The organism is Brenneria alni (genome assembly GCF_003666245.1).
GTDB lineage: Bacteria > Pseudomonadota > Gammaproteobacteria > Enterobacterales > Enterobacteriaceae > Brenneria > Brenneria alni.
Genome location: NZ_MJLZ01000005.1, coordinates 41,893 through 55,441, shown reverse-complemented (window position 1 = coordinate 55,441; position 13,549 = coordinate 41,893). Strand labels below are relative to the sequence as shown.

Here is a 13,549-nt window from a genome sequence, read left to right as displayed (position 1 = left end):
CAACCATAAATGCAAACCGGACAGCCTATAAAGACTGTCCGGTGAGTTTTTTTCGGGCTTATTACGCCGGTCTGATGCCGGATTAATTTAGTTGATAAATACCCGACTGCCACGGTTGCAGTTCCAGCCTGGCGGCATTGGGCTGTACAGGCGCTTTCGCACCGCTTTCCAACAGGGTTTTCTTAATCGAGAAAGCGCCAGGCAGCGAATAGCGGATAGGCTGTTCTTTGAAATTCACCACGATCAGATATTTCTCGCCTTTAAGAGTACGGGTATAGGCATAAACATCGTTATTTTCAGGATCGAGATCTTGAAAAGCGCCGTAGGTGAATGCCGGTGTCGCATGTCTGATTGCAATCAACTGACGGTAGAAATTGTACACGGAATCTGGATCTTTGGTCTGATCCGCCGCGTTTATTTCCTTGTAGTTCGGGTTGATTAGAAACCACGGCTTACCTGTGGTGAAGCCGGCATTGTCGGTGTTGCTCCACTGGAATGGCGTGCGGCTGTTATCACGGCTGGTTTGTTTAACATTTTCCAGAAACTCATCCGGCTTCACTTTTCCCGTTTTAACAAAGTCCTGCCAGAAACCTTTCACTTCAATATCATCGAACTCATCGATCTTTTGGAAAGGATAGTTGGTCATTGCCAACTCCTCCCCCTGATAAATAAAAGGGGTGGCACGTTGGGTTAATGTCACGGTGGCCAGCGCTTTGGCTGAAAGGTCTCGCCACTGCGGGCTATCGTTTCCAAAATGCGAGACACTGCGCGGGTTGTCGTGGTTGTTGAGGAAAAAGGTGTTCCAACCGTACTGGCCAGCCATGTCGACAAGTCTATTGTTTATCTGACGGAATTGGGACAGCGCCCATTCATTCTGACGCCATCTTTCCTCAACAGAACGATCGAGACGAATAAGGTCAAAAGAGAACGCCATATCCAGCTCTTTACGACGCTGGTCAATAAATGGCGCGGCTTCTTCAAGCGGTACGCCAAATATTTCCCCTGCTGTCACTACATCATATTTAGAGAATACTTTCTGATTCATTTCCTGAATATAGCGGTGAAGATTCGGCCCCTGCGTGTAGAGGTAAGTAAAGTTTTTAAGCTGCTCGTCAGTGAGATCAGGGAAAGCCGGGTTTTTCGAGAGCGTAGCGACGGTATCCACCCGCAGACCGGATACGCCTTTATTAATCCAGAAGCGCAACATGTCGTAGACATCTTCACGCATTTTGGGATTATCCCAGTTCAGATCAGGCTGATGCACGCCGAAATAATGCAGGTAATACTGGTCTGTGGCGCTATCTTTCTGCCAGGCCGATCCACCAAATAAAGAGGGGTAGTTATTGGGTGGGTTATCCCCTTTTCCGTCACGCCAGATGTAGTAATCACGATAAGGATTATCTTTCGATTTTCTGCTTTCAACAAACCATTGATTCTGATCGCTGCTGTGATTCACTACCACATCAATCATCAGCCGCATGTCGCGTTTTTTCATTTCGGAAATAAGGCGATCGAAATCATCCATATTTCCATATTCTTTCATTATTTTCCGGTAATCACGGATATCGTAACCATTATCCGTATTCGGTGAATCGTAATGCGGATTAATCCAGATAGCATTAACACCGAGATTTTTTAAATAATCCAACTTCTCGGTAATTCCTTGCAGGTCGCCGATGCCATCTCCGTCGCTGTCTTTAAATGACCGTGGGTAAACCTGATAAAATACGGCTTCTTTCCACCATGCAGGATGAGCTGAAACGCCATCATTAATTGCCACAATAGATAAATTATCTGCTGCTTTTTCTTGCGGTAATGCACTACATAACCCTGAAAAAGTTAAACCTGCCAGTAATACCGCACTAAGTTCTAAACGTCCTTTGACTATAAACATATGATGATCCAGACCACTCATAAATAGTTTTTTTTGATGCTTGACTTATAAGCATCGCTCCATTTCTCGTAGGGTAATTGGTATGAATTTTTTATAAAATTAATATTTCACAAGCTAAATAAGTCATATATCTTGACCTTTAATTACGCACTTTACCGGGTAATTAATGATGGTCAACTTATAGTTCATCGGGTAACTTTATTGTTCTTGATTTATTTCGCTTTGAGAATGTTAATGTGGGGAAAAAAACAGATTGAATAATATTAAAATAAAAAATTAGCAGAGTTATTATATTAAATAAAGTTTTAACCAAAGGTGAAAAAGCGCGGCTGAAAGAGCAGCCAGACTTTTTCATGGCGATGCTATATGTTCAGTTGCACCCGGTATCAGTACATACGCCGGCTCATGCCGAGGATATCGATGATTTTGGCGGAAATTTCTTCAACCGAATAATTGGTGGTATTGATGTATTTAATCTGATGCTTGCGAAACAGCGCTTCAACTTCGCTCAGTTCCATGCGGCATTGGCGCAGGGAAGCATAGCGGCTGTTCCCTCTGCGTTCTTCGCGGATTGCCGCCAACCGCTCCGCGTCAATGGTCAGCCCGAACAGTTTATGCTGGAAAGGTTTTAGCGCGTCAGGTAACCGCAGGTTATCCATATCATCGGCAATGAAAGGGTAATTGGCGGCGCGAATGCCGAACTGCATCGCCAGATAGAGACTGGTAGGCGTTTTACCACAGCGTGATACCCCCAGCAGGATAACCTGGGCCTGATCGAGATTACGCAATGAAATACCATCGTCATGCGCCAGCGTATAGTCGATAGCGGCTATACGTGCGTCATATTTCCCCAGATTGTTGGCTGTCAACCCGTGGGTACGGTTGGCGATCGGGGTGGGCGGAATATTGAGTTCTTTCTGTAAAGGCGCAACCAGCGCCTGCACGATATCCTGACAGAATCCCTCGCTGCTGGTGATGATATTGCGCACAGTAGGGGTGACGATAGAGTAAAAAACCAGGGGGCGCACGCCGCTTTGGTGATACAGGGTATTGATCTGCTCACAAACGGCTTTGGCCCGCGCTTCACTTTCGACGAAGGGCAGAGTATAGCTGACGGTGCTTACCGGAAATTGTGACAGCACGGCATGGCCGAGTACTTCAGCCGTAATAGCCGTACCATCTGAGACATAAAATACGCTTCTTTCCATATGAACCCCTTATTATTTGTGCATCACAATTTCGGCAAACATAGCGTTTTATTAAAACTTTAATCAAAACGCCATTTCATTATCCATTTGATAAAAATAATGAACTTCCAGAATATTGGATTTTTACCGCGTTAATCAATCATGAGCGGTGAAATCAGTTTTTTTTCATAGGTTGATCGATTCACCTGTCAGTACTGAATAAAACGCTATGCTACGCTGATTAGGTTGAGACGGGTTCTCGACTGAGTGTTTCCATACCCTAATTGTATGCAGAAAGGATTTTTTCGATGTCCAATAACGGCTCTGATTTGCGTAATGTCCTCTGGTATAACCAGCTCGGTATGCACGACGTTGAGCGGGTAGGGGGCAAAAATGCCTCTCTGGGGGAGATGATCACCAATCTTTCAGAACTGGGCGTTGCCGTTCCCAATGGTTTTGCGACCACGGCACAAGCATTTAATGATTTTCTTAATCAAAGCGGTATCAACCAGCGTATTTATGAATTGCTGGATCATACCGACATTGATGATGTGAACCAATTGGCGAAAGCAGGTACACAGATCCGCCAGTGGATTATTGATACGCCGTTCCAGCCTGAGCTTGAGCAGGCGATCCATGATGCGTATCAACAACTTGCCGAGGGGGAAAAAGACGCCTCGTTTGCCGTGCGTTCTTCCGCCACCGCCGAAGATATGCCGGATGCGTCGTTTGCCGGACAGCAGGAAACCTTCCTGAATGTTCAGGGCATTGATGCGGTGATGATAGCCGTAAAGCACGTGTTTGCTTCCCTGTTTAACGATCGCGCCATTTCGTATCGCGTCCATCAGGGATATGACCACCGCGGCGTCGCACTGTCGGCGGGGGTGCAGCGTATGGTGCGCTCCGATCTGGCGGCTGCCGGCGTGATGTTTACCATTGATACGGAATCCGGTTTTGATCAGGTGGTCTTTATTACTTCTGCGTATGGTCTGGGTGAGATGGTGGTGCAGGGGGCGGTTAACCCTGATGAGTTTTATGTACACAAACCCACCTTGCGCAACAACAAACCGGCGATTGTGCGTCGCAATATGGGCTCGAAAAAAATTCGTATGGTGTACGCCGCCAGTCAGGAGCATGGCAAGCAGGTGCGGATTGAGGATGTCCCGGAGCAGCAGCGTGACCGCTTCAGTCTGACCGATGATGAAGTTCAGGCATTGGCGCGTCAGGCGCTGCTGATTGAGCAGCACTATGGCCGGCCAATGGATATCGAATGGGCGAAGGATGGTCACAGCGGCAAGCTGTATATTGTGCAGGCCAGACCGGAAACCGTTCGCTCCAACGGCCAGGTGATGGAGCGTTATCATTTGCCCTCCAGCGGCGAGGTACTGGTTGAAGGCCGTGCTATCGGCCATCGTATCGGAGCGGGCGAGGTAAAGGTGATTCAGGATATCAGCGAAATGCATCTGATTAATGCGGGTGATGTGCTGGTTACCGATATGACCGATCCTGACTGGGAACCGATCATGAAAAAAGCCGCCGCCATCGTGACTAACCGTGGCGGGCGTACCTGCCATGCGGCGATCATTGCCCGCGAATTGGGGATACCGGCAGTGGTGGGGTGCGGTGATGCCACCGAGCGCCTGCATAAAGGACAGAAAGTGACCGTTTCCTGTGCAGAAGGCGATACCGGCTACGTCTACCAGGATCTGCTGGATTTCACCGTGAAAAGCTCGCAAATTGATGAAATGCCCGACTTGCCGTTGAAAATCATGATGAATGTCGGTAACCCCGATCGCGCATTTGATTTCGCCTGCCTGCCGAATGAAGGGGTGGGACTGGCCCGGCTGGAGTTCATCATCAACCGTATGATCGGCGTACATCCACGCGCCCTGCTGGAGTTTGATCAGCAAACTCCGGCGTTGCAGCGTGAAATCAAAGCATTAATGAAGGGCTATGACGATCCGGTCGAGTTCTATGTCGCCCGCTTGACGGAAGGTATTGCCACGCTGGGGGCGGCATTTTCGCCGAGACGGGTGATCGTCCGTTTATCTGACTTTAAGTCGAATGAGTATGCCAACCTGCTGGGTGGCGAACGCTATGAACCGGAAGAGGAAAACCCGATGTTGGGCTTCCGCGGGGCGGGTCGCTATGTTTCCCCTGATTTCAAAGCCTGTTTTGCCCTGGAATGCGCGGCGGTGAAGCGTGTTCGCAATGATATGGGGCTGAAGAACGTGGAGATTATGATCCCGTTCGTGCGCACGGTTGCGCAGGCGGAAGCGGTGATCGACGAGCTGGCTCGTCAGGGACTGCGGCGCGGTGAGGACGGACTGAAAATCATCATGATGTGCGAGATCCCCTCCAACGCCTTGTTGGCTGAGGAATTTCTGGCGCACTTTGACGGCTTCTCCATCGGTTCAAACGATATGACGCAACTGACATTGGGGCTGGATCGGGATTCCGGCGTGGTTTCCGAGCTGTTTGATGAACGCAATGATGCGGTCAAGGCATTGCTGTCAATGGCGATCAAGGCGGCCAAGAAACAGGGTAAATACGTGGGTATTTGCGGCCAGGGGCCGTCGGATCATGAAGATTTCGCCATCTGGCTGATGGAACAAGGGATTGATAGCCTGTCCCTCAACCCGGATACGGTAGTGCAGACCTGGCTGAATCTGGCGGAACATCAATAACAGACTTGTCGTTACCTGACGCCCGATAGCAAAAAAATGTTATCGGGCGTTGTCGATTATTGGCAATATTCACTGGGTAATCAGGAAAGAGGCGAATTGAGGCGTCATCTCCGCATGAAAGTCTTTATCGGTTTTGGTTATCAGATAAACCGCCAGCCCTAGTTGCTCTGCCAGTTTCAAGGCTTTTTCACTTCCCAGCACCATCAACCCAGTGTCCCAGCCGTCAGCCTCCAGCGCGGTTGGCGCGATAACGGTAACTGAGACCAACTGGTGAGTGATGGGCTTCCCGGTTGAGGGGTCGATGATATGGGAATAACGTTTGCCGTGCTGCTCAAAGTAATTGCGGTAGCTGCCGGATGTGCTGATGGCGTATCCCTGTAAATCCACCGCCGCTTGCATACCGTTTTCCTGATCGGTAGGTTTCTGAATCGCCACGCGCCACGGTATCCCTTCGGCATTGACGCCCCGGCTGGATATTGCTCCCCCAACGGAAACCAGATAGTTGGTGATGCCTTTCCGAGCCATCAGTTGAGCAAGCAGGTCGGCGCCATAGCCTTCCCCCAGTGTCGACAGATCGACATACAGATCGGGTAAGTCTTTCTGAACCCATTCACCACGTTGGTCACTGAGCAGCCGAAGATGGCGGAGTCCGACTTTCTGCCGTGCCTGATCGATCTGCTGCCGGCTGGGGATCTGCGTCGGCTGTTTCTGCGGGCCGAATCCCCACAGATTGACCAGCGGCCCCACGGTAATATCCATAGCGCCGTCGGTTGCCCTGCCGATGCGCTGCGCCGCCAGAATAATGTCGGCCATGCCGTTGCTGATGGGCTGCGGATCGCTGCCGCGATATTGATTAAACCGCGACAGCGTTGAATCTTTACGGTAGGTCGAAATCTCGTTATTGGCCTGCTCCAGTAAGCTATCGATTTCCTGCTTAAGCTGTTCTTTGCTCTGCGTCAGTTCCCCACTGATTTTTACGCTGTAAAAAGTCCCCATCGTTTTCCCCTCAATGGTCAGCAGTGGGCGAGAATCGGCATGGGGCGTGTTATCACAGGCGGTAAGCAGGCAAAACAAGCCACTGAGTAGTAATCCCCTGGCGAGATTTGTCATGAAAAAACTCCTGGAAATGGAAGATAAACAGGAGATTAACAAAAACAGGACTGACCGCCATAAAAAAAAGCCCATCTCAGGGGATGGGCAAAGACTACACACAGCAATTCGTTACTAGCTCTGACGAGGAGGAAGCCTCATTGACGTACAGTAGGTTAAAAATCAGCTCCAAAATCTATGCTAGAGATTATGGCGGGTTGCGTCATTAAGAATCATCCTAATAGTTAATTTTTTTTAAGATTCGAGTATAAAAGCATAGACCTGTTTCAGTAAAACTGAACTGAAAATCAATTTTAAGTAAAATTATTAGGAGTAATCCCGAAAAATGAAATTAAAATCATTAGCATGATTTATTAATAGTCGCAAAAAATATCTTCCACGGCTATTAATATGACATAACCTCAATCACTCTTTGTCGGTTTCCAGCTTGGTCGGGACGCTGACAATGTTCTCCGGCTCAGGGATTTCCCTCATCCAGGCAAAAAGCAGGCGATAGGACACGGCAAGCACGACCGGCCCGATAAACAACCCAATCATGCCGAAAGCCAACAGCCCTCCAATAACGCCACACAGAATTAACAGCAGTGGAAGATCGGCTCCTAAGCGAATCAATATAGGACGGATAAAGTTATCAATGGTGCCGACTATGCAACTCAAGACCAACAGCACTGTCCCCCAGGTGGTATCTCCGCTCCAGTAAAGCCAGATAATGGCGGGGATCAGCACCGGAAGCGGGCCCAACTGCACCAGGCAGAACAGGAACATCAGTACGGTGAGCAGCGTGGTATACGGAATGCCGGCAATGAACAGACCAATGCCGCCTAATAGTGACTGAACAATGGCGGTCACCACCACACCCAGCGCCACGGCGCGGATGGACTGCGCCGCCAGGATGACTGCGGTATCACCACGTTCCTGTCCGAGACGGATAGCGAAGTGACGCACCGCTTTGGCGACCGCTTCCCCTTTGTAGTAAAGCAGTGCGCTGAATAACAGCATCAGGGCACAGTGCATCAGAAAGCGGCCAACGTGCGCCGCCTGCGCCACCAGCCAGGTTGCGGTTTTGCCCGCATAAGGCTGAACTTTGGCGAAAAGGCCGCTGCCGCCGCTTTGCAGCAGGGTTTGCCAGCTATTGAACAGCTTATCGCCGACCAATGGAATGGAGGTAAGCCATTCCAGTTTAGGCGGTGAGAAATTTTCCTGGCTGGCTCCCCAGTTCACTAATGCTGAACTGTTATCAATCGCGCTGCTGACCAATATGGCAATCGGCATCACGAACAGCAGAATCAGTATCAACGTCATGGCAATAACCGCCAGAGAACGCCGTCCCCACAGCAAATGCTGAAGTTTAATCAACAGCGGCCAGGTCGCAATAACCACCATGCAGGCCCAGGCGAATCCCAGAATAAACGGTTGCACCACCCAAAAGCAGGCAATGATCATGATGATGATAAACAGCAGGCTAAATAATATTCTGGCCGGGTCGAAACGTTGAGGCTGAGATTTTTTTATCAATGAAGAGTCCCTCTGTTGTAGACGTAATGTCTGAAAGTCACGCTACTTTGGCAAGGCGATGAAAGCAGCGGTGATTTATCATGAGATATTTCCGTGGTTTTTGACAGTCTGTTGAACATTTTGTTGGTCAAACAGTGTAAACCCAATACTCTGTGTGTTTTTTACCGATACGGCGGCGCACATCATCATGAAATATGATAAAACGTCAGAAGTCTGGCCGTTGGAGCAATGAACAATTGGAATACAGGGACAGTTAGCGCAAAATCGTTTCATTCACAGACACCTAACATCATATTGGCAAACTTTTCTTGTACGGACAGGGTCAAAAAATAATGATCCCACAGATCACTCAGTCACCCGGACTTGTTCAGCCGGTGCTTAACTTTTTGGAAGCATTAAAACAAAACGGCTTCACTGGCGATACAGCGACAAACTACGCCGATCGTCTGACGATGGCGACAGATAACAGCATTTATCAACTGTTGCCGGATGCCGTTGTCTTCCCCCGTTCCACCGCCGATGTTGCAATTTTGGCGCGTCTGGCCGGTGAGGAGCGTTTTCTCAGTCTGACATTCACTCCCCGTGGCGGTGGTACTGGGACTAACGGCCAGGCCCTGAATCGGGGCATTGTGGTTGACATGTCACGCTACATGAACCGCATCCTGGAGATTAACCCGGAGCAGGGTTGGGTCAGGGTGGAAGCAGGGGTGATTAAAGATCAGCTAAATCAGTATCTTAAACCGTTCGGTTATTTTTTCGCGCCTGAATTATCCACCAGTAATCGTGCGACGTTGGGCGGCATGATCAACACCGATGCGTCAGGGCAGGGATCGCTGGTGTACGGTAAAACTTCCGATCATGTGCTGGGTTTACGTGCGCTGTTGCTTGGTGGAGAAATGCTGGATACGCAGGCCATGCCAGTCGTGTTGGCGGAGCAACTGGCGCAGGAGTCGTCTGCGGTCGGGGAGATTTACCATATCGTGCTACACCGTTGCCGTGAGCAGCGTCAGCTTATTCTCGACAAGTTCCCCAAACTGAACCGTTTTCTGACCGGGTACGATTTGCGCCACGTTTTCAGCGATGACTTGCAAACCTTTGACCTGACGCGCATTTTGACCGGTTCTGAAGGAACGCTGGCATTTATTACCGAAGCAAAACTCGATATTACTCCGTTGCCGAAAGTCAGGCGGCTGGTCAATGTCAAATACGATTCTTTCAATTCCGCCTTGCGTAATGCGCCGTTCATGGTGGAAGCGCAGGCGCTGTCGGTTGAAACCGTGGATTCCAGCGTGTTAAATCTGGCCCGCGAAGATATTGTCTGGCACTCGGTCAGTGAGCTGATTACCGACGTGCCGAATCAGAACATGTTAGGGCTGAACATTGTTGAATTTGCCGGTGATGATGAAACGCTGATCAGCGGACAGGTGAACCGGCTATGCGAACGGTTGGATGCGTTGCTGACCGCAGGTGAGGCGGGGGTGATTGGTTATCAGACCTGCAACGATCCGGCGGGTATTGAACGTATTTACGCTATGCGTAAAAAAGCGGTCGGCCTGCTGGGAAACAGTAAAGGATTGGCGAAGCCTATCCCCTTTGCTGAAGATACCTGTGTGCCGCCTCAACATTTGGCGGATTATATTGTTGAGTTCCGTGAGTTGCTGGATAGCCACAACCTGGCCTATGGCATGTTCGGTCACGTGGATGCGGGGGTGCTGCATGTGCGCCCTGCGCTGGATATGTGCGATCCTCAACAGGAAATGCTGATGAAGCAGCTTTCCGATCAAATCGTCGCATTAACGGCGAAATATGGCGGCTTGTTATGGGGTGAGCATGGTAAAGGGTTTCGCGCCGAGTACAGTCCTGCGTTTTTCGGCCCAGACCTGTATGCTGAGTTGCGTCGTATCAAGGCCGCGTTCGATCCTGATAACCGTCTGAATCCGGGTAAAATCTGCGCCCCGCTGGAAGTTGACGCGCCGATGATCAAAGTCGATGCCGCCAAACGCGGAACCTACGATCGCACCATCCCGCTGGCGGTTCGCACCTCCTTTCGCGGCGCGCTGAACTGTAACGGCAATGGTCTGTGTTTCAATTTTGATGCCCGCAGCCCGATGTGTCCTTCCATGAAAATCACCGGCAACCGCATTCATTCGCCGAAAGGCCGGGCGACGTTAGTGCGCGAATGGCTGCGTTTGCTGGCGGAACAGGGTGTCGATCCGCTGGAGCTGGAGAGAAAATTACCGCAGCAGAAACTCAGCCTGCGTGGGTTAATCCAGAAAACCCGCAATACCTGGCACGCTCGTCAGGGAGAGTATGATTTTTCCCACGAAGTGAAGGACGCCATGTCAGGGTGCCTGGCCTGCAAAGCCTGCTCGACACAGTGTCCGATTAAGATCGACGTACCCGGTTTTCGCTCCCGTTTTTTACAGTTGTATCACACCCGTTATTTACGCCCGGTAAGGGATTATCTGGTGGCGAGCGTAGAGAGCTATGCGCCGCTGATGGCGCGCAGCCCCAAAACATTCAATTTCTTTTTGAAAATGCCGTGGGTGAACGCCCTGAGCCGTCGGCAGATTGGCATGGTCGATCTGCCGCTGCTTTCTTCTCCGTCGTTGCGCCAGCAATTTGCCGGTCATCGCGCCAGTAAAATGACGCTGGAACAGTTGGAACAAGTGCCTGGGCAGGAACGTCAGCAATACGTATTAATCGTGCAGGATCCTTTTACCAGCTATTACGATGCCCAGGTGGTGGCCGATTTTGTTCATCTGGTGGAAAAATTGAAGCTGAAACCCGTACTGTTGCCATTTTCTCCGAACGGTAAAGCGCAGCACATTAAAGGCTTCCTGCAAAGTTTTGCGAAAACTGCGGCGAAAACGGCTGATTTCCTTAACCGGGTGGCAAAACTGGGGATGCCGATGGTGGGTGTCGATCCTGCGCTGGTGCTGTGTTACCGCGATGAATACCGTGAAATTCTGGGTGATAAACGGGGCGACTTTACGGTGCAACTGGTGCATGAGTGGCTGATGACGTCGCTGGTGCGGAAAACACCGCAGGCCGCCACCGGCGAGTCCTGGTATCTGTTTGGTCATTGTACTGAAACCACCGCGTTGCCAGCCAGTACCCAGCAATGGGCGGATATTTTCTCCCGCTTTGGCGCCAGACTGGAAAATGTCAGCGTCGGCTGTTGTGGTATGGCGGGAACCTATGGTCATGAAAGCAAGAATCTGGTGAATTCGCAGGGTATTTATGCGCTGTCCTGGCAACAGGCATTACAAAAGTTACCGCAAAAGCGTTGTCTGACCACAGGTTACTCCTGCCGCAGCCAGGTGAAACGGATGGAAGGCAGCGGGTTGCGTCATCCATTACAGGCCTTGCTGGAGATTATCTGATGCTATGGAAACGACAGGTTACGCTTGAACAGCTCAATCAGCAAAGTCAGGGGTGCATGGTTGGCCTGCTTGGCATCCGCTACACCCGGATAGCGGACGATCATCTTGAAGCAATAATGCCGGTGGATCCTCGTACCCGCCAGCCATTTGGCTTGCTGCACGGAGGGGCTTCTGTGGTTCTGGCTGAGTCGCTCGGCTCGGTGGCCGGATACTTGTGTACCGAAGGGGAACAGCAGGTGGTGGGAATGGAAGTCAATGCCAATCACTTACGTGCGGTGGTTGACGGTGAAGTACGCGGTGTGTGTCGCGTATTACACGCCGGGAGACGCAATCAGGTCTGGCAGATTGATATTTTCGATAGCCACAATCGCCTATGTTGCACGTCACGCCTGACAACCGCGGTAATTATCCCGTAGCCCTATGCCAGCAACCTGGACAGTCGGCACTTTACTGTCTGGTCAGTGTTGCTGGCTGCTGACGCTGTTCACCCAATAATTCATTCACCTGTAACGGCGTTATTTAATTTACTCACGCTGGACTGATCATCGGGCGTCAGGGTAAAAAAGGCACCCGCTTGACGAAATCGGTCTGGAAAGCGGTGGCTTTATCCCATGATCCCTGCATACTCAATTGATGACAGATGGACTTCAGCGTATTGCGCGCAAAGTAGTAGCTCTGCACTCGGAAGAGATGGCAGCGCTCCTCATTATTTATTTCTTTAATCAATCTGTTATGTAATTTTATCAATGCATGTAAATAGCTGTCGTCGTCGCCATTTCGCAGACATAAATCGACCATGTCCATGCAGGCGTTGTGATAGCGGCGCAGATGATCGATATGGCTGCCTGGCCGGTTCAGGCGTGCCTCCGCCATATAGAAATCCACTGTGGCATCCCGGATTTGAAATTTATATTCGTCAATCTGATGTTGCAGCCAGGCATTCATGGAAAGCATGGTTAACGACCCTGGATATTAAATGATAATCATTATCATATTTATAAAAATAGCCGGGATCAATGGGGAAAATGGACTTTATCGTCGGCACGGGACAAAAATTTGCCAGCGATGAGATTAAATCTTCATTTACTTTGCCTGTTTTATAAATAGGCATCCTCAATGAATGTTATACTAATGATAATGAATTGATAATTTTTTTGCACAACAAGCCTGGGCTAAATGCATTTTAGCCCTTATTTATCAAATTGTTGGCTTTGAGTATCGTCCGCAGATGTAGCTAAATTATGCTGATGGGAAAAGCAATTACCATCAATAAAAATGAAATGTTACGAATAGCCCTGCGAAACAAGAGGTTGAAGCTGTATCCATTATCACTAACATTAGGGTAAACCAGTCTGAAACTGGTGCCACACGTAATGAGGTATGTTATGCAGACGGAAAATGTAGGGACTTTTTCTCTGGATGAAAATGTCTGGCAAGGACTGACACTAACAGACAGCGCAGTAAAACAGATAACGAATTTAATGCAGCAGGATGCGGCGGTAAAAGGTTTACGGCTAGGGGTTAAGCAATCTGGTTGCGCCGGGTTTGGCTATGTGCTGGATCTGGTGCGCCAGTCCGAAACGGATGACTTATTGTTCGAACGCGACGGCGCAAGACTTTATGTACCGCTAAAGGCGATGCCTTTTATTGATGGCACCGAGCTCGATTTTGTCCGTGAAGGGCTGAATCAGGTGTTCAAGTTTAATAATCCCAAAGCGCAACATGCCTGTGGATGTGGTGAGAGCTTTGGCATTTAAGTGATGAAAAATT

9 protein-coding genes and 1 other RNA gene are annotated in these 13,549 nt (G+C 49.8%); 4 read left to right on the top strand and 6 right to left on the bottom strand.

Annotated features, from left to right (window positions below):
- Window positions 1–82: 82 nt before the first annotated feature.
- Window positions 83–1,894: a glycoside hydrolase family 13 protein gene (locus tag BIY29_RS04075; protein WP_121573874.1), complete on the bottom strand. Its 1,812-nt coding sequence runs from the start codon at window positions 1,892–1,894 to the stop codon at window positions 83–85.
- Between the two features lie 386 nt (window positions 1,895–2,280).
- Entirely contained in the window at window positions 2,281–3,102 is an 822-nt protein-coding gene (gene ppsR / locus BIY29_RS04070) for a posphoenolpyruvate synthetase regulatory kinase/phosphorylase PpsR (protein ID WP_121573873.1), read from the bottom strand.
- A 287-nt stretch (window positions 3,103–3,389) separates the two neighbouring features.
- Between ppsR and ppsA the strand changes: the two genes are divergently transcribed.
- On the top strand, window positions 3,390–5,768 hold the full coding sequence (ppsA, locus tag BIY29_RS04065) for a phosphoenolpyruvate synthase (protein WP_121573872.1): 2,379 nt from the start codon (window positions 3,390–3,392) through the stop codon (window positions 5,766–5,768).
- 69 nt (window positions 5,769–5,837) lie between these two features.
- On the opposite strand, the gene apbE is transcribed toward ppsA, so the two are convergent.
- The 3 genes from apbE to ydiK all read right to left on the bottom strand — a co-directional run bounded on the left by apbE (window position 5,838) and on the right by ydiK (window position 8,393).
- Entirely contained in the window at window positions 5,838–6,878 is a 1,041-nt protein-coding gene (gene apbE / locus BIY29_RS04060; protein ID WP_121573871.1) for an FAD:protein FMN transferase ApbE, read from the bottom strand.
- Between the two features lie 59 nt (window positions 6,879–6,937).
- Window positions 6,938–7,050: antisense sRNA RprA (gene rprA, locus BIY29_RS04055), an RNA gene on the bottom strand.
- A 233-nt stretch (window positions 7,051–7,283) separates the two neighbouring features.
- Window positions 7,284–8,393 (bottom strand): AI-2E family transporter YdiK, encoded by a 1,110-nt coding sequence (gene ydiK / locus BIY29_RS04050; protein WP_121573870.1) that lies wholly within the window; start codon window positions 8,391–8,393, stop codon window positions 7,284–7,286.
- Between the two features lie 332 nt (window positions 8,394–8,725).
- Here ydiK and ydiJ point away from each other — a divergent pair, with 332 nt between their 5' ends.
- A complete protein-coding gene (gene ydiJ / locus BIY29_RS04045; protein ID WP_121573869.1) occupies window positions 8,726–11,779 on the top strand; it encodes a D-2-hydroxyglutarate dehydrogenase YdiJ in 3,054 nt (1,017 codons plus the stop codon).
- Window positions 11,779–12,195: a 1,4-dihydroxy-2-naphthoyl-CoA hydrolase gene (gene menI / locus BIY29_RS04040; RefSeq protein ID WP_121573868.1), complete on the top strand. Its 417-nt coding sequence runs from the start codon at window positions 11,779–11,781 to the stop codon at window positions 12,193–12,195. The genes ydiJ and menI overlap by 1 nt, the downstream gene beginning before the upstream one ends.
- Window positions 12,196–12,331: 136 nt before the next feature.
- Here menI and BIY29_RS04035 read toward each other — a convergent pair whose 3' ends face one another.
- Entirely contained in the window at window positions 12,332–12,733 is a 402-nt protein-coding gene (locus BIY29_RS04035; RefSeq protein WP_121573867.1) for a hypothetical protein, read from the bottom strand.
- A 431-nt stretch (window positions 12,734–13,164) separates the two neighbouring features.
- On the opposite strand from BIY29_RS04035, the gene sufA reads away from it, so the two are divergent.
- Window positions 13,165–13,536, top strand: a complete 372-nt coding sequence (sufA, locus tag BIY29_RS04030) for a Fe-S cluster assembly scaffold SufA (protein ID WP_121573866.1) — start codon at window positions 13,165–13,167, stop codon at window positions 13,534–13,536.
- The last annotated feature ends 13 nt before the right edge of the window (window positions 13,537–13,549 follow it).